We start from the raw sequence: 17,139 nt of genomic DNA, 5'->3' as shown, positions 1-17,139 counted from the left end.
CTGCAGGAAGGCCGTGAGACCGTCCATGATCAGCTTCACCGGGCCGCCGACGACATAGATCATCAGCAGGCCGACCGCGAGCGTGGAGAGCAGCGGGATGACCAGCACGGGTTTCAGCCCTTCGAAGTGCTGGGGTAGATGCACGCGGTCGCGAATCAGGAGGGCGATGTAGCCGGCCAGGAAGCCGGAGACGATGCCGCCGAGAAACCCGGCTTCGAGGTTCATGGCGAGCATGCCGCCGACCAGGCCCGGGGTCAGACCGGGCCGGTCGGCGATGGAGTAGGCGATGAAGCCGGAGAGGATCGGGATCATCAGCTTGAACGCGGCACCGCCGCCGATCTCCATCAGGGCCGCGGCCAGCGAGCCCTCGACCTTGAACGCCTCGATGCCGAAGACGAAGGAGAGCGCGATGCAGAGACCGCCCGCGACCACGATCGGCAGCATGTAGGAGACGCCGGTCAGCAGGTGTTTGTAGACGCCTTCGAGATGGCGCTTTCCGGCGCCCGATCCCGCCCCCGCGGTCGGCGCGGCAGCGACCGGCGCGGTTCCGCCGGCGACGGTCGCCTCGGCCTTGGCGCGATCGATCAGGGCCGCAGCGCCCTTCACCGCGGCACCGACCGAGGTCGTGTAAACCGGCTTGCCGGCGAAGCGACCGGTGTCGACATGGGTGTCGGCGGCGATGATGACCAGGTCCGCCGCGGCGATCTGCTCGGCGCTGAGCTGGTTCTTGGCACCCACCGAACCCTGGGTCTCGACATCGATGCTGTCCCCGGCGGCGACCGCCGCCTTCTTCAGCGCGTCCGCGGCCATGAAGGTGTGGGCGATGCCCGTGGGGCAAGCGGTGATGGCGACGATGCGCCGGCCCGCCCGGGGCGCCGGCGCGGCTTCGGCGGTCAGTGCCTTCGGCGGTGCCGTCGCCACGTCCGAGGCGGGACTCGGAGCCAACCCCGGCACCAGCGCCAACAGCTCCTCGATGACGGCCCGGCTGTCGCGAATCGCGCGGCCGGTGGAGACCGTCAGCGTCGGCTTGTCGCCGAAGGGCTCGAGCTCGACATGGATGTCCGCGGCGATCAGCAGCGCATCGGCTGCGGCGATGGTCTCCTCCGAGAGCCGATTGGTGGTGCCTTCGGCGCCGTGGATCTCGACCTGGATCTCGTGACCCATGAGGGCCGCGGTCTTATTAATGGCCTCCGCCGCCATCAGGCTGTGGGCGATGCCCGTCGGGCAGGATGTCACTGCAATGAGTCTGGCCATGGTGTGCTCCGGAATCTGGTGGTCGGCTTGCGTGGCTCAGCCTGGAAGGACTTAAACCGCGCCCGGCGCGATGTGCGTCGTTTGCTGGATTGGTTTGGGCACGCCGCCTCCGACAATTGCCGGAGCCGGAGCGGCTTAAGGTATTAAAAAATATATAATTCTAAAGCGCGTCCCCGCTAAGGGCCGTGGATACACCAAACGTCGAGCTCACTCGAAAGTGAGCATCTCGCTCTGGACGCGGTTTAGGCGACGGCGTCGAGTGCGCTCACCTGCACGCGGGCGGCGAAGGATTCGACGACCTCGGCGCCGGGCAGGTTGGGACCCAGCTCGCCGAGCGCGCCGAGCGAGAAGGCGGTCGCCAGGCGCGCGCGTCCGGCCAGGTCCAGACCGTGCAGCGTGCCGACGACGAGCCCGGCCACCATGGCATCGCCCGCACCGACGGTGCTCTTGACCTTGATGGCCGACGGTGTCGCGAACACCGCCCCGCCGCGCTCGACGAAGAGTGCACCGGCGGCCCCCATCGAGACGGCAACCAGACCCACGCCCCGTTCGACCAGCGATCGGGCGGCCGCCAGCACCTCGGCACGGCCCTTCAGCGGCCGGCCGACCAGCTCGCTTAGCTCCTCTATGTTCGGCTTGATGATGTCCGGGCCGCAGCCGACGGCCTCGGAAAAAGGGGCACCGCTCGCGTCGAGCACGACCTGCTTGCCGCGTGCCTTGAGACGCGTGACCAGCTCCGCGTAGATCGTCGCACGCACCCCGGCCGGGACGCTGCCCGAGAGCACGAACCAGTCGGTGTCCGCACAGAGGCTGTCGATCGTCTCGGTCATACGCAGCAGATCATCCGGGTGCGGCTCCAGGCCGGGAAAGTTGATGTCGGTGACCTGGTCCAGGATGGGGTCGACGATCTTGACGTTGACGCGGGTGCGTCCGGGCAACCGTACGAAGCGATCCTCGATCCCCTTGCGGGCGAAGAGCGCGACGAAGGGCTCGGCGTTAGCGGCGCCGAGCAGCCCCGTCGCAGCAACCCGCGGGCCGAAATCGGCCAGGAAGGAGGCGACGTTGACCCCTTTGCCGCCGGCATCCGACTGCTCCTGCTCGACGCGGTTGACGCGTCCGGCGGTGAACTCCGGCACCCGCGCGGTCTGGTCGATGGCCGGGTTCAGGCTGAGCGTGGCGATCTTGGTGCTGTTGGTCATGGTCCTGGTCTCCATCAGCGCAGTCCGCGCACGGCGGCGGAGGTGGGGCAGGCCAGGGCGCGTCGGGCAAGGGCACGCGCCTGCTCCATCGAGAGGCCGCGGATCTGCGCCTTGACCGCCGCGATGCTCGGGATGCTCACCGAGAGCTCGCGCACGCCCAGACCGGTCAGGATGACCACGCCGCGCGGGTCGCCCGCGATGCCGCCGCAGACCCCGACCCAGATCCCGGCCTTGTCGGCGGCGCGCACGGTCGCATCGATCATGCGCAGCACGGCCGGATGCAGACCGTCGGCTTGACGCGACAGCAGCGGGTGCATCCGGTCCACCGCCAAGCAGTACTGGGTGAGATCGTTGGAGCCGATCGAGAAGAAGTCCGCCTCGGCGGCCAGCTCCTCGGCCATCATCACCGCTGAGGGGACCTCGATCATGATGCCGATCTCGACCGGATCAGCGCCGAGCTCCAGACGGACCTCCTCGGTCAGGGCCTTGGCGCGCTTGAGCTCCTCCAGCGTGGAGATCATGGGGTACATGATCCGCACCGGGCCGTGTGCTGCCGCGCGGAAGATGGCGCGCAACTGGGTGCGGAACAGCTCGGGTCGGTTCAGGCAGAGCCGAATCCCGCGCTCGCCGAGGAAGGGGTTCTCCTCCGCCGGCATGGACATGTAGGGCACGGCCTTGTCGCCGCCGATATCCAGGGTGCGGATGATGATGGGCAGGCCGTTCAGGGCACGGACCATCTCGGTGTAGGCCGCGGTCTGCTCGTCCTCGCTCGGTGCCTGATCGCGGCCCAGGAAGAGGAACTCGGTGCGCAGCAGGCCGACACCCTCCCCGCCCGCCTCCACCGCTCGGCCGGCTTCCTCGGGTGCTGCGATGTTGGCGACCACCTCGATGCGTGCCCCGTCGGTCGTGATGGCGGGCTGGTAGCAGGCGCGACGCTCGGCCTCGCGCTGGGTCGCCAAGTCGGCGCGCGCACGCTCGGCGTTGGCCCGATCCGCGTCGGTCGGGATCAGCACCAGGGTGCCGCTGTTGCCGTCCAGCACGATCGGGCTGCCGTCGGCGATGTCGAGCACCGAGTCACCGGCGCCGACCACGGCGGGGATACCGAGCGAGCGGGCGATGATGGCGGTGTGCGAGGTCGGCCCGCCGGCGGCGGTGCAGATCCCGAGCACCAGGGCCGGATCCAATCGAGCGGTATCGGACGGGCTCAGGTCGTCGGCGATCAGGATCACCGGCGTATCCGGCAGGTTCGGCTCGTCCTCGATGCGCTCGGCCAGCATGCGCAGCACGCGCCGACCCACGTCGCGCAGATCCAGTGCGCGGGCGGCCAGAAGCGCGTCCTGCTGCGCGGCCAGCGTCTTGGCTTGCTCGCCGATACTCTGCTCCCAGGCATAGCCGGCGGAGCGCGCGTCCTCGCGAATCAGCACCTGGGCCCGGTCGATCAGACCCTGATCCGCCAGAAACTCGGCATGGGCGCGGAAGATGGCCGCCTTGCCGGCGCCTGCGCGGGCCTTGACCTCCTCGTAGAGCTCGGCAAGCTCACGCTTGGCGGCCTCGATGGCGCGGTCCAGACGCGTCAGCTCGGCGGCGGGATCCCGCGCGGTCGCGGCGACGACGATCTTGCCGCGTTGATACTGCCGGACCGGGCCGAGCGCCAACCCGGGCGAGGCAGCCACGGCGGCGATGCTCGGGCCTTCCCAGTCGATCCGGGGCAGATCGGCGGTGCCGGGCGCGCCTACGGCCTCCTCTTCTTCCTCGAGCCCCGCATCGATGGCCTCGCGCAGCGCGGCGAGCGCGGCATCCGCGTCGGCGCCCTCGGCCATGACGCGGATGGTCGCGCCGGACTCGATCCCGAGGTTCAGGAGCGCGATCAGGCTCTTGGCGTCCCCCGCACGGTCGCCGTGACGCACCCGAATGGTCGCGCCGAAGCCCTTGGCGATATCGACCAGTGCCGTCGCCGGACGCGCATGCAGACCATGCGGAGAGGTGATGACGGCGTCGAAGTGATTCGGTAGATCATCCGGCAGGGCCTCCGGAGCCGGTTTGGCCGGTGCGGTTCCGGTGGACAACCGTGTGCCGATGTCCGCCGGATTGGTGGTGTGGGCGAGACGCGCGGCCTCGGCCGGATCGCCGAGGACATCGGTCAGGTTGGTCAGGATCTGAAGGTGCTCGTCGGACTTGGCCGCGATCCCCACCACCAGATGCACACGGTCGCCCGGATTCCACTCCACCCCGTCCGGCACCTGCAACACGGCCACGCCGGTCTGCTTGATCATCCCGCGGTCCTTGGGCACGCCGTGGGGGATGGCGATACCGTTGCCCAGAAAGGTGTTGGCCACCCGTTCACGCGCCAACAGGCTGTCGACATAGCCCGGCTCGATGTAGCCCGCCTCGACCAGGATCCGGCCGACCTGACGGATGGCGTCGGTCTTGTCGACTGCGGTCGCGCCGAGACGCACCGCGGAGAGGTCTAGAGAGATCATGTCGGTCCTCCTCGCAAACCGCGTCCGCCATGATATGCGCCGTTTCCATTCAGGCCTGGCCTTTCGTGATCCCCGGCGGCCGTGGCAGACGCGGTTTGGTTTTTTTGTTTTGAGTCGTTGTGAATCGCGTTAAAGCGAAACGCCGAACTGCATGCCGATGACCGTCGCATCCGGGATGTCGCCCGTTCCGCCGGGCTGCAAGATATATTGGATATCGGGTTGGATGTAGGCGAACTTGGTGAGCTGGATGCGATAACCCAGCTCCAAGACCCATTCGTAATCCGGGTCGCCGTTGCCCAGCGATACCTGCTCGGCGGCATAGTCGTCGCTCAGCTTGCCGAATGTGGTTCCGAAGATGAGGCGGTCTTGATTGCGCCCGGCGAAGGGGCCGACGTATTGGGCGCCGAAGCTGGTTTGGAAGGGGACGAGCGCCGGCTGCTGTTGGTTGGTGTAGGCGAGTGTGCCGAAGAGATACAACCCTTGACCGGAGCCCGTGCGCTCCTGCGTGACGTGCTGATCGAGTTGGGCGTAATAGCGGATAAAGGTGTCGGTGGTGGTATCCGAATCGAAATCGGGCATGTCGAAATAGACGTTGTTCAGACCAAGCCCGAAATGACCGGGTTTGGAGCCCCAGCGCCAATCCCATTCGAGCTGGGCCATGATCGAGACACCGTCGCTGGACCGAAAGGTAAAATCGGTGCCGTGCAGATCCGGGTCGAACATTCGCTCGGTCAATTGGTAGACGCCGATCTTGGCCCGGAAGTCTTCAGTCGGCGCGTACTGGAACCGTGTGCCCCAGACAGGAAAGGGATAGGAGGTCATGACGCCGTCGAGCAGCACGGCACGGATCTGGCCGTTGAAGCTGTTGGAGAGGTAATAGCCGTAGAATGGCGACCCGGCGAAATCGTCTGTCGCCGTGATACGGCCGAATTTGAGTGCGTACTGGCCATCCGCCCAGCTCTTTTCCAGGCTGAGGTTGTAGAGGAAATAGGTCTGGCCGCCGACCAACTGCATAACGCTGTAGATACCGCCCACGTCCTCGTCGATGCTCGCACCGGCCCGATCGATGCCGCTGAGATTGAAGGTCCAGCCGTCCAAACCGGCTGCTTTGCCCAGATCGACGGTCATCCCCATATAGAGATCGCCGGCCAGGGCCGTGCCCTGCTCGATGCCGCCGCCGACGTTGCTCGCGACGATGGCGTTGTAGTAGGCGAAGAAGTCGAGGCCCTTGGCCGCAAGCTCGGTGCGCTTGCCGCCCCAATCGCCGGTAAGATAATCGCCGTTGAACCAACCGCCCGACGCATCGGAAGAACTACTCGGCGGCAGAGGAACCTCGTCGCCGACGTTGCCGTCTTCGGCCATCGCCGCGTTGGCAGCGATCATGGCGATGGTCAGGGCGGCGAGACCCAAAGGGGTGTTGGTGGTCTTCATCGTTGTCCTCTCTTATGGTCGGGGTTCGTCATCGACGGGTCCGTCCGGTACGCTTCAATCGAGTGCTTGGCCTGTCGCGTATCACAACCCTGCCGGATGAACGAACGATGACACGACTCCATGGCCTTTTTGTCATCTTTGTCATATTCGCCGTGCCATCCGCCGCGCCGTGGGCGACGGGCGCCTACGGCGATACGCGTGCCGGACAGACCAGGGTCGGGCCGAGCCTGCAGATCCTCACGCGCGATACCACCGCCATCGGCGGTCCGGCCGAGCGGCACGGGCGGGATTTCGAGGCCGCGACCGGAACCGCTGTTCAGGTGATTCGGATCCCCTTCGCGGACCTCTACGAGCAGATCATGCTCGGCTTCGTCACCGGTCACTTGCCATTCGACGCACTCCTGATCCCATCGGCCTGGCTGCCGGATTTCGCGTCTTACCTCTCGCCGGTCCCGGACCTTGTCATCGCGAGCCCGATCGTCCACGACATCCACCCCCTCTATCGCGATGCACTGATGCGCTGGAACAACCGCTGGATGGCGTTAACGATAGACGGCGATCTGCACATGGGCGCCTATCGCCGGGATCTCTTCGAGGATCCGGATACCCGCGCCGCCTTCGCCGCGGAATACGGACGGCCCTTGCAGCCGCCGCAGACCTGGTCCGAGTACCGCGAGATCGCGGCCTTTTTTAATGACCGCCCCCTCGCCGATGGAAGCGCGCTGTCCGGTACGCTGGAGGCCTATGCCCGCGAGGGTCAGCGCATCTGGACACTCTTCAGTCGTGCCGCGGCCTATACCAATCATCCGGACCATCCCGGCGCCATGTTCTTCGACCCGGACACCATGGTTCCGGCCATCGACAACCCCGGCTGGGTGCGAGCATTGAACGAGATGCTGGAGCTGCGCCGATTCGGTCCCGTCGATGCGGACAGTCTGGACAGCGAGGCCGTGTGCACCCGCTTCGCCGCGGGACGGGCCGCGATGAACATTGACTGGGCCGATACGGGCGTGCTGGCCGGTGCGCTGGGCGGAGGGCGAGCTGGAATTGCGGATACCCCGCTCTCGGGAGATTCACGCGAAAACAGAACCGAGACATCCGCCATCGCCGGGAATGTCGGCTTCTTCGTCCTGCCCGGAAGCCGCGAGGTCTGGAACCCCGCGAGCCGCGCCTGGGAGACACTGCCGGCCGTCCGATCGGTCAGCTTCCTGGCCTTCGGCGGCTGGATCGCCGTGGTGCCCGCGGCCAGCGCCGAGCACGAGCGGGCCTGGGCCTACGTCGCCCGGTATGCGAGCCCGGAGCACAGCGCCCGAGACATGCTCGACGGCAGCTCCGGCATCAACCCCTACCGTCTCTCGCACCTCGACGACCCGGCACCCTGGCGGCGCCTGCTCGGAGACCGTCAGGCAAACGACTATCTGGGCGTGCTGCGCGCCAGCCTCTCCGCACCTCAGATCGCGCGCGACCTACGCCTGCCCGGCTATCGCGCCTACATCGCCGCCCTCGAAGACCAGCTCGACCGCGTCATGACCGGCAGCGCGACACCCGAGGAGGGACTTCGCGCCGCCGCCGCGGACTGGGAGGCCCTCACCGACCGCCTCGGTCGCAACAGCCAGCGACGACATTATCGGGAGGCGATGGGGTTGTCGGAGCCGGCCGATTGAGACGGGGTTGTTCGACCCAGGCGGTCCCGGTCGGACGGACTCCTGCCTCTCCCCAAGACCGGGTTGACCTGGAGCGTTGGAATAGACTACAGAGGATTTTCAAAAGCACTTCGAGCCGAGCGCGAGCCTCAACCCACATCAGCTGCACAAATAAGCACCTGCAACGGACACGACGATGAATGACTTGATCACGATCGACCCGATCATCTGCCATGGCAAGCCCTGTATTCGCGGCTTACGCTACCCGGTGGAAAATGTACTGGAATGGCTTGCGGGAGGAATGACAATCGACGATATCTTGGCGGACTACGAGGATCTGACACGCGAAGACATCCTCGCAGCCCTCTCCTTTGCCGCGCGGGTGACACAGACCAAGCGCATCGAGCCACTTGCGGCGTGAGGTTCATCGTCGATGCGCAATTGCCGAGACGACTGGCGCGCTGGCTGAATACACGCGGGCACGACGTTCTTCATACGCTCGACTTGCCCGAGCAAAATCGGACGCGGGATGCCGACATCACCGCGCTGGCCTGCCGGGAGGATCGTATCGTCGTCAGCAAAGATGCTGACGAGATCATCTCATTCTTCACCGGTGAAAGGACTGAACCCTCTATTGAGGCGTGAGGCGGAGCTTTGGTTTGGCATCGCCACAAATGCCCTCCCCGACGAGAACCGGTAGCCCCCGGATCAACCCGATGTTCTCCGGCATCCAAGCCCGTCTGCTGCTGATCCTGGGCCTTGCGGCCCTGGCGATCACGCTTGCGAGCGCCATGGCGCTGATGGCGCTGCTGGAGACGCGTGCCGGGGTGGCGACGGTCATGGAGCGCGAGCTGCCGGCGTCCAACGCGGCCTTGGTCCTGGCACGCGTCGGCGAGCGGCTGGAGGACCGCGCTCCTGCGCTGCTGGCCGCGAAGGATGCCGAGGCGCGTCAACGCCAGACTGCCCTGATCAACCGTGACCTGCGCTCCCTGGCCAGCGAGACCGAGCGGCTGCGCGACCTGCATCCGGCCGGCAGCGACGGGGTTGCGGACATCGCCCGGCTGGCGCCCGAGCTGGCGGCGAACCTGCGGGATCTGGCCCTGGCGCTGGAGCAACAAGCAGCGCTCGGTGTCGCCCTCCAGGACCAACGCGAGCGGCTGCTCGCCCTGCGCGAGCGCGTGCAGCAGACCCTGGGGCCGTCGATCCTGCTGGTGAGCGATGTCGTGGGACGGGATACGGACGTCGACCCGGGACTCTTTCGCCGCGCTGCCGGTGCCCAGGGACCGCTGCTGGATGCGGAGCGACTGGCGGGCTCGGCCTTCAGCGATCTGCTCCTCGCGGCCGAGTCGCCGAGCGTCGACCAGGTACGGGTGTTCCGTAGCTCCTTCGAGCGCACCCGCGGTCAGCTTGCGGCTCTGCTCCCGAGGATTCCGTCGGGACTGCGCCCGGAGCTGGCACAGGCGATCGCCGACCTGGAGATCCAACTTCAGGCCGACGGCGTCTTCCTACTGCGCGAGCAGGAGATCGCGACCATCGAGGGCGCGGAGTCCCTGGTGACGGCGAGCCGCGACATCGCCGCCGCGCTCAAGACACGTGTAGATGCGCTGGTGCATTCGGCCAGCGAGACCATCGCCCGGGCCGCGGGCGCCATGGGCGACACCTTGCTGAACAATACGCTGATCTTCGTCGCCGTCAGCATCGCCGTGGTACTGCTCGCGACCCTCGTCTCCTACCGGTTCCTGGTGCGCGACATCAGCCTGAACCTGCGTGCGGTCACCCGCGCCATGCAGCGCCTGGCCGGCGGCGAGCGCGACGCCCGGGTGCCGGCGATGGATCGGCGCGACGAGATCGGCGACCTGGCCCGCGTCTTTAACGTCTTCAAGGACAACGCCTTTCGCATGGAGACGATGGAGGGTCAGCTGCGCCAAGCCCAGAAGATGGAGCTGGTCGGGCAGCTCACCGGCGGTATCGCCCACGACTTCAACAATATCCTCGCCGCCATCCTCGGCAATCTGACCTATCTGGAGCCCAAAGCGGGAGACGACCCCCTGCTTCGCGAGCGCTGGCAGCGGGCCATGGGTGCAACGGATCGCGCCGTGCGCCAGGTGGAGCGATTGCTCGCCTTCTCCCGGCGCCAACGGCTCGCGCCCGAGGTCGTGGACATCAACGCCCTGGTCGGCGGCATGCTGGATCTGCTCGAGGTGAGCGTCGCGGAGGGCACCGAGTTGAGTGCCGCGATCGCGCCGGACCTGCCTCGGGTGCGGGTCGACCCGGGACAGCTCGAGAACGCGTTGATGAATCTGGTCATCAACGCCCGCGATGCCTTGGACGGAGACGGTCGGATCAGCATTACGACCGCGGCTGCCGGTGACGACGCCGTCGAGGTCGCGGTCGAGGACACGGGTCGCGGCATCCCCGCGGACGTTCTCGAACGCGTCTGTGAACCCTTCTTCACCACCAAAGCGCCCGGCAAAGGCAGCGGACTCGGGCTCAGTATGGTGTACGGCTTTGCGCGACAGTCCGGGGGCGAGATGCGGATCGAGAGCCGCGTCGGTGGAGGCACAAGCGTGCGCATCCGGCTTCCGGTCGCCGCGTCCTCCGAGACGGCATCCGAGGACATCTTGGAGACCGTCCCGTCCGGGAATCCACCGCAGGGCAATGGCGAGTGGGTGCTCGCGGTGGACGACGACAGCGACGTCTTGGCGTCCACGGACGATCAGCTCAGAGGTCTCGGCTACCGTGTCTTGACCGCGGGCGACGGGACGGCGGCCCTGGATCTGCTGGAGCGCGGGCCCGAGGTCCGCCTGCTCTACACGGATGTCGCGATGCCGACGCCTTGGGACGGGGTCACCCTGGCCCGCGAGGCGCGGGCACGTCGGCCGGATCTGGCGATCTTGTTCACGTCCGGCGAGACCACCGAGATCAAGGACCAGGCCGCCGCGCTGCTCCGCAAGCCGGTCACCATGGAGCATCTGGCATACGCGGTGCGGCAGGCGATCGATGGCGAATAGCAAAAATCGTCGGATTACGCTGCGCTAATCCGACCTACGTTGCCCCATCTGTTCTACATCGGCATCGAAGACATAGCCTGCGCCGCGCTCGGTTCGGATAAGCCTCGGCGCAGGATTGTTGGACTCGATCTTACGGCGCAGACGCATGATGAGGACGTCGATGGTGCGATCGAAGACATCGGCCTCGAACGAATGGGTGCGCTCGAGCAGATGCTCGCGACTCAAGACCCGGCGCGGGGCATCGAGGAATGCCTCCAACAAGAGAAACTCGGCATTGGTCAAGGACACCGGGTTGCCGTCGGGGTCGGTCAAGAGACGAGCGGAGAGATCCAGCATCCAGCCGGCGAAGCGTCTGCAATCGTGTCCGGGGGATGGCGTCGGCGCGGGCACCATCGCTCCGGCGGATGTCCGTCGCAACACCGCCTTGATGCGGGCGATCAGCTCACGCGGGTTGAAGGGCTTCACCACATAGTCGTCTGCGCCGAGCTCCAGCCCGACAATCCGGTCCACGTCCGAGCCCATGCCCGTCAGCATGATGATCGGGATCGTCGAGGCGGCACGCAGGCGCCGGGCAATCGTCAAGCCGTCCTGATCGGGCAGACGGATGTCGAGCAGGATGATGTCGGGCGTGCGTTGCCTCAGCAGTTCCGTCAGCTCCGCGTCGCTACCGGCCTGCAGCAGGTCCCAACCCTGCTGACGGACCTCGTGCGCGACCAGATCCCGGATGTCCGGATCATCGTCGACGATGAGGACCTGAATCAATAACGCCCGCCGGTCTTGTGCATGTAGTTCGCCAGCTCGTTGCGCTCGAGGTTGACCCGCATCAGGTTCGTGTGGGTGATGCGGAAGATCGCACGCATGACCTTGTAGACCAGCCGCGGATGTGACTCGACAAGCGCCTCGAAATCATCGGGCTCCAGGGTCAGAGCACTGCTGTCGTCCTCCGAACGCAAGGCGGCCTTGCGCGCGGAGCCGTCGACGAAGGCTCGGGTCCCGGCGCACTCCCCCGGACGCATCCGATAGAGAGACTCCTCGACCCCGCCGACCGTCTTGCAGACGCACAGACGCCCCTCCGCGAGCAGAAACAGGGTGCGCCGCTGCTCGTCCTCGGAAACCAGCAATTCCCCGTTGGTCAGCCTGACGAGACCCATGTGCTCCGCCAGAATCGACGCCTCCCTCTCGTCGAGCTCGGTGCCGAGCACCGAGCTGCGCAGTATTTCCGCCCAATCCATCTGATTCATCGACCGATCTCCCGTTTCTCTCCGACAGAAAGGACAGTGTGCAGTCATCGTGCGCGAGCGCAGCAGGTACGCACGCGGATGAAGGTCCCGTGAGTTTAGCGCGTCGGATCGGGATCTGCCCCGTCGGTGAAGCACGCAGGGATGCGGTCAAGGCGCGTCGAAATCATTTCCGACCAGCAGATTCGCCTCGGTCTGCGGGACGTGGCACTGGGTACAGAAATAGCGGGTCCCGATGATCTTTTTCTCGACCGTACCCGGATCGCTGCGCAGGCTCACGTAATGACTCTCGGGCATCGGGGAGGGTTCGTCCGCGTCCTTGTCCTGGTCCCAGAGATCCTGGTCGTGATGACATTTCAGGCACTTGTTGTTTTTCAGCGTAATCAGGCCGGACTCCTCGATGCTGTGCGGGATCAAGGGCGGCGCATCCTCGAACGCGGTCGGCAAGGTCGAATCGGCATCCTCGGGATCGATCGAAAGATACTCGAAGCTCACCGGGTCGGGGGAATCGAAGACGGTCCCGGCGAGATCCTCGTCGATCCAGGACAGGTCTTGTGCAAGGGCAAAGCTGCCGGCCAGAACGACCCCGGCGACGACCGCGAGGGAACGGGGAAGCATGATCATGGGTTATCCTCCTTCATTATGAGCCGATGCTGCGCCGGAACAGAGCCGGAACCGGGTTACTTTAAGCGCCAACCGAATGCCAGGCTCTTCTCGGGGCAGATCGGGATACACCGCGCGCAATTCGTACATTCACCCGAAAGGACCTGGCCATCGTGGGCCAGACGTTTGAGGTTCAAGACCTGAGGCTCCGGGCAGATTGCTTGGCAATCCCCGCAGCCACTGCAGCTGGATTGGTCGAATTTGACCCTGATCTGGGCCGTGTGCCGCCCCACCAATGAATAAAAGGCACCTAGTGGACAGAGGTGGCCGCACCAACCCTGCTTGACGACCAGCCAATCGAATAAAAAGAGGCCCACCAATGCGGTCCAGCCCAGACCCAAACCGAAGATGATCTCGCGATGCATGGCCCCGATCGGGCTGACCCATTCGAAGGCGGGTAGCCCGATCAGGACCGACAGCAGGAGCGCGAGTGCCAGCACCGTGTAACGCAGGTGACGGGGAATCCCGAACAGGTTCTTGCGCCAAGTCCTGCGATGCAGAACGCCGGCAAAGTCGGTGACCAGATTGACCGGACAGACCCAGGAGCACCAGACCCTCCCGCCCAAGATCAGGAAAACGCCCAAGACAAGCGCAGCACCAAATAGCACCTCGGACTGAAGGACGTGTCCCGTCAGCAGGATCTGAAGAGTCGCGAAGGGATCGGCGAGCGTCACCTGTCCGAGAACCTCCGATGCACTGAGGTTTCCGCTCAACAAGGGGAGACCGAACAAAGACCAGCCCCAATGCAGCGTGCCGTAGAACAGCAACAAAACGCCGATCTGAACAACCCTCCGCAGAATCAAGTAGCGCCAATTCCAGAGAGCGGGCGTTGTATGCCGATTGCTCGCCATCTAAAACTCCGGCTCGTTCAGATAATCCAACCCGGGCGCCTGATCCTGCTCCGGCGCTGCGTCCATCTTTCCCTTCCAGGTGTCGCCTGGTCCCGAGCCGGGCGTCGCGCCGTCTGCTTGTTTCCAGCCCATCCTGAAATGATCACCGATCTTGCCTTGAATCAACTCGGAGGGGAGCACCTTGATGGCCGCGATCTCGGTCGGACAGGCATTCTCGCAGATGCCGCAACCCGTGCATCCTTCGCTTAGGACAATAGGCAGGAGCATGGCGTGCTTGCTCAATTCACGCCGTCGTGTTTCGACGCGAATCGCCGTGTCCCGAAGCGGGCAAACCCGATAACAGATCTCGCAACGCAGTCCCTGCCAGGAGAGACAATGCTCGGTGTCGATGAAGGCGAGGCCCATCCGCGAGTCCATCACATCGTCGAGCGTCGGGGAGAGTGCACCCGTCGGACAGGCGGCCTTGCATGGGATGTCGTGACACAGGTAGCAGGGAATCTGCCGCGGCTCGAAATAGGGCGTGCCCAGCGGGGCACGGTCGGCCAAGGCGGCCAGTGTCAAGGTGTCGTATGGACAGGCGACGACGCAACGTCCGCATTTGATGCAGAGCGCATTGAAGTCCGCATCCGGAAGCGCACCGGGCGGACGCAGGGCCAATGGCTCGGCCCGCGCGTTTTGAATGGCGAGATACGACCAGAGCATGCCGCCGCTGGTCGCGACGGCCGCGCCTTGGATGCTCTTCTGGATGAAACCGCGCCGCGTTGTCATGATCGCTGAGTCGCCGGACGTGATGAAAGCACTCGGCTCGCTCGGATGCATGCGACACATCCAAGCACTGTCGATGATGCCGATGAGGGCGCTTTACACCTTGTAGATCTTGATCGCGGTCTTTTTGAAATCCTCCTCCTTGGAGATCGGACAGGTCGCATCGATGCACAGCTTATTGACGAACACCGACTCGTCGAAAAAGGCCATGAAGCTATAGCCGCGTGGCGGACGATTACGGCCCGTGGTTTCGATTACCGCCTTGATCTTGCCGCGTCGTGATTCGATCCAGACCGTATCCTGACGTTTGAGACCGCGCTCCTCGGCATCCTTCTCGTTCATGTCCAGCACGGCTGCCGGCATGGCCCGATGCAGCTCGGGCACGCGTCGCGTCATGGTGCCGGTGTGCCAGTGTTCGAGCAGCCGCCCGGTACAGAGCCAGAGGTCGTAGTTTCCGTCGGGCGATTCGACCGGTGCGGCGTAAGGTCTGAAAAAGATCTTCGCCTTACCGGGGAATTTGGTCTTCTCCTCGGTCGTTGGGCCGGTCAAATTGCCGGTCACCAGCTCCTTCATGGCACCGCCGTAGAATTCGATCTCGCCGTTCTTCACGTAGGGATCGTATTTGGCGTTGAAGCGCCACGGCGTCTCTTTACCGTCGACCACCGGCCAACGCAGGCCGCGCACATCGTCCTGATAATAGACATCGAAGGGCGCGAGGTCGTGGTGATGACCACGGCCGAAGCCAGCGTATTCCTCGAAGAGCGCCTTCTCGACAAACCAATCCACACCGAGATGCTTGACCGTGTGATTGTCGTGCCCCTTGGACACCGGATCGGGCCAGGCGAAGGCCTTGTTCTGCGGTGTCTCGAAGAGCGCCTCGTAGAGCGTCATCTCGGGTTGGTAACCCATCTCCTGTGCCGCCGCCATCACATCCGGGAGTTTCCCCTCCTCGAATCCCTCGTCCTTGAGACCCGGAATGGCCTGCTCCTTCCAGACCTCCGCCAGGGTGATGCGTTTGGAGAATTCCAGGATCTGCCACAGATCGCTGCGTGCCTCACCCGGCGGTGGAACCTGCTCGCGCCAGAGCTGGGTACGGCGCTCGGCGTTCCCGTAGCCGCCCCATTTCTCGAAGATCATGGCGACGGGCAGAATCAGATCGGCCACCTTGGCCGAGATGCTCGGATAGGCATCGGAGACGACGATGAAGTTGTCGTTCTCGCGCGCCGCCTTCAGCCAATGATTGGCATTGGCGACATGCTGGAAGGGGTTGTTGACCTGGACCCAGACCCAGGACATGGACCCGTCTTCCAGATCACGCATGATCTTGGTGATGTGACTCCCGACCTTGGGGTTGAGCGTCTTGGGCGGCAGCTTCCAGGTCTGCTCGGTGATATCCCTGTGCTTTGCGATGTTGACGACCATATCGGCCGGCAGACGATGACTGAAGGTGCCGACCTCGCGCGCGGTCCCGCAGGCGGAAGGCTGGCCGGTCAGGGAGAAGGGGCTGTTGCCGGGCTCGGCGATCTTTCCCAACAGGAGATGCACGCTGTAGATCTGCTCGTTGACCCAGGTCCCGCGCACATGCTGGTTGAAGCCCATGGTCCAGAAACTGACCAGCTTGCGCTTCGGGTCGGCGTAAAGATCCGCCAGACGCACGAGCTTGGCCTTGAAGGCATCCAAGGACTCCTCGGCATCGCCCTTGGACAGCTCGGCGACGAAATCCAGCGTGTAGGGCGCGACCCCGGCCTTGAAGTCCTCGAAACCGACCAGCCAGTGTCGGTCGGCCGTGGCCGCATTGGCCTGCTTGATGGTGTGAACCTGCTCGGGATCCAGTCCGAGCCCGATCGCCTCGTCCCGCGTCAGAGTCACCTCGACCTCACGCGCCTGGATATCCTTCTCGGCTTCGAACGCGAATTTGTCGGTCGCACGCATCCCGTAACCGATATCGGTCGGGCCGGCGCAGAAGACACAATGGGCATCGACGAAGGCTTGATTCACGGCATCGCGTTGGATGATCTCGCGCGCCAGGTAATTGAGCAGCGCCATGTCGGTATTCGGCTTGATAATGATCTCGAGATCCGACCCTTCGGAGGTCATGTTCCGCAGGGTCGTGATGTTGACGATCTTCATGTCCGAATGGCCGAGGCGGCGGTCGATGACACGCTGCCATAGGACCGGATGGGCCTCGGCCATATTCGCGCCCCAAGCGACGACCGTATCCGTATATTCGATGTCGTCGTAATTGCCCGGCGGCTCGTCGATGCCGAAGACCTGCATGAAAGCAGCCACGGCCGAGGCCATGCAATTGCGCGCATTGGGATCGATGTTGTTGCTGCGAAAACCGGCCTTCATCAGCTTGGTCATCGCATAGCCTTCCTGGATCAGCCATTGGCCGGAGCCGATGACGCCGATCCCGGTCGGTCCTTTTTCTTCGTAGGCTTTCTTGAACTGGATCGCCATCTCGTCGAAGGCCTGATCCCAGGTCACCGGGGTGAACTTGCCCTTCTTGTCGAATCGTCCGTCCGTCATCCGCATCAAGGGCTGCGTCAGGCGGTCTTTGCCGTAGAGGATCTTGCCGTTGAAGTAACCCTTCACGCAGTTCAG

14 protein-coding genes are annotated in these 17,139 nt (G+C 64.8%); 4 read left to right on the top strand and 10 right to left on the bottom strand.

Going from position 1 to position 17,139, the window contains the following annotated elements; translation table 11 throughout:
- The 4 genes from VLR48_RS05750 to VLR48_RS05735 form a co-directional block, all read right to left on the bottom strand.
- Positions 1–1,254 (bottom strand): PTS fructose-like transporter subunit IIB (locus VLR48_RS05750; protein ID WP_325290860.1); only part of this gene is annotated, 1,254 nt, incomplete at its 3' end.
- 242 nt (positions 1,255–1,496) lie between these two features.
- Positions 1,497–2,453 carry a 1-phosphofructokinase gene (gene pfkB, locus VLR48_RS05745; protein WP_325290859.1) on the bottom strand — a complete coding sequence of 319 codons (957 nt, stop codon included), beginning with the start codon at positions 2,451–2,453 and terminating at the stop codon, positions 1,497–1,499.
- Positions 2,454–2,467: 14 nt separating this feature from the next.
- A complete protein-coding gene (gene ptsP / locus VLR48_RS05740; protein WP_325290858.1) occupies positions 2,468–4,933 on the bottom strand; it encodes a phosphoenolpyruvate--protein phosphotransferase in 2,466 nt (821 codons plus the stop codon).
- Between the two features lie 129 nt (positions 4,934–5,062).
- Complete coding sequence (locus VLR48_RS05735) at positions 5,063–6,364, bottom strand: carbohydrate porin (protein WP_325290857.1); 1,302 nt, start codon at positions 6,362–6,364, stop codon at positions 5,063–5,065.
- 107 nt (positions 6,365–6,471) lie between these two features.
- Here VLR48_RS05735 and VLR48_RS05730 point away from each other — a divergent pair, with 107 nt between their 5' ends.
- The 4 genes from VLR48_RS05730 (at position 6,472) to VLR48_RS05715 (ending at position 11,018) form a co-directional block, all read left to right on the top strand.
- On the top strand, positions 6,472–8,028 hold the full coding sequence (locus VLR48_RS05730) for an extracellular solute-binding protein (RefSeq protein ID WP_325290856.1): 1,557 nt from the start codon (positions 6,472–6,474) through the stop codon (positions 8,026–8,028).
- Positions 8,029–8,203: 175 nt separating this feature from the next.
- A complete protein-coding gene (locus VLR48_RS05725; protein WP_325290855.1) occupies positions 8,204–8,428 on the top strand; it encodes a DUF433 domain-containing protein in 225 nt (74 codons plus the stop codon).
- On the top strand, positions 8,425–8,652 hold the full coding sequence (locus VLR48_RS05720; RefSeq protein ID WP_325290854.1) for a DUF5615 family PIN-like protein: 228 nt from the start codon (positions 8,425–8,427) through the stop codon (positions 8,650–8,652). The genes VLR48_RS05725 and VLR48_RS05720 overlap by 4 nt, the downstream gene beginning before the upstream one ends.
- Positions 8,653–8,723: 71 nt before the next feature.
- A complete protein-coding gene (locus tag VLR48_RS05715) occupies positions 8,724–11,018 on the top strand; it encodes an ATP-binding protein (RefSeq protein WP_325290853.1) in 2,295 nt (764 codons plus the stop codon).
- 24 nt (positions 11,019–11,042) lie between these two features.
- Here VLR48_RS05715 and VLR48_RS05710 read toward each other — a convergent pair whose 3' ends face one another.
- The 6 genes from VLR48_RS05710 to napA all read right to left on the bottom strand — a co-directional run.
- Positions 11,043–11,780 (bottom strand): response regulator transcription factor, encoded by a 738-nt coding sequence (locus tag VLR48_RS05710; RefSeq protein WP_325290852.1) that lies wholly within the window; start codon positions 11,778–11,780, stop codon positions 11,043–11,045.
- Complete coding sequence (locus VLR48_RS05705; protein WP_325290851.1) at positions 11,777–12,259, bottom strand: cyclic nucleotide-binding domain-containing protein; 483 nt, start codon at positions 12,257–12,259, stop codon at positions 11,777–11,779. Before VLR48_RS05705 ends, VLR48_RS05710 begins: the two co-directional genes overlap by 4 nt.
- Positions 12,260–12,406: 147 nt before the next feature.
- Positions 12,407–12,880 carry a nitrate reductase cytochrome c-type subunit gene (locus tag VLR48_RS05700; RefSeq protein WP_093187809.1) on the bottom strand — a complete coding sequence of 158 codons (474 nt, stop codon included), beginning with the start codon at positions 12,878–12,880 and terminating at the stop codon, positions 12,407–12,409.
- 56 nt (positions 12,881–12,936) lie between these two features.
- Positions 12,937–13,770, bottom strand: coding sequence for a quinol dehydrogenase ferredoxin subunit NapH (gene napH / locus VLR48_RS05695; RefSeq protein ID WP_325290850.1), 834 nt, complete (start codon positions 13,768–13,770; stop codon positions 12,937–12,939).
- Complete coding sequence (gene napG, locus VLR48_RS05690; protein ID WP_325290849.1) at positions 13,771–14,538, bottom strand: ferredoxin-type protein NapG; 768 nt, start codon at positions 14,536–14,538, stop codon at positions 13,771–13,773. It abuts the gene before it with no gap.
- A gap of 93 nt (positions 14,539–14,631) precedes the next feature.
- Positions 14,632–17,139 (bottom strand): nitrate reductase catalytic subunit NapA (gene napA / locus VLR48_RS05685; RefSeq protein WP_325290848.1); only part of this gene is annotated, 2,508 nt, incomplete at its 5' end.

The organism is Thiocapsa sp., from assembly GCF_035467215.1.
Lineage (GTDB): Bacteria > Pseudomonadota > Gammaproteobacteria > Chromatiales > Chromatiaceae > Thiocapsa.
This window is presented reverse-complemented; position numbering and strand designations above follow the sequence as displayed.

Bases quoted from the DNA above. Each gene is read 5' to 3' on its own strand.
- pfkB (WP_325290859.1), bottom strand. From the start codon at position 2,453: ATGACCAACAGCACCAAGATCGCCACGCTCAGCCTGAACCCGGCCATC.
- ptsP (WP_325290858.1), bottom strand. From the start codon at position 4,933: ATGATCTCTCTAGACCTCTCCGCGGTGCGTCTCGGCGCGACCGCAGTC.
- VLR48_RS05735 (WP_325290857.1), bottom strand. From the start codon at position 6,364: ATGAAGACCACCAACACCCCTTTGGGTCTCGCCGCCCTGACCATCGCC.
- VLR48_RS05730 (WP_325290856.1), top strand. From the start codon at position 6,472: ATGACACGACTCCATGGCCTTTTTGTCATCTTTGTCATATTCGCCGTG.
- VLR48_RS05725 (WP_325290855.1), top strand. From the start codon at position 8,204: ATGAATGACTTGATCACGATCGACCCGATCATCTGCCATGGCAAGCCC.
- VLR48_RS05715 (WP_325290853.1), top strand. From the start codon at position 8,724: ATGTTCTCCGGCATCCAAGCCCGTCTGCTGCTGATCCTGGGCCTTGCG.
- VLR48_RS05705 (WP_325290851.1), bottom strand. From the start codon at position 12,259: ATGAATCAGATGGATTGGGCGGAAATACTGCGCAGCTCGGTGCTCGGC.
- VLR48_RS05700 (WP_093187809.1), bottom strand. From the start codon at position 12,880: ATGATCATGCTTCCCCGTTCCCTCGCGGTCGTCGCCGGGGTCGTTCTG.
- napH (WP_325290850.1), bottom strand. From the start codon at position 13,770: ATGGCGAGCAATCGGCATACAACGCCCGCTCTCTGGAATTGGCGCTAC.
- napG (WP_325290849.1), bottom strand. From the start codon at position 14,538: ATGACAACGCGGCGCGGTTTCATCCAGAAGAGCATCCAAGGCGCGGCC.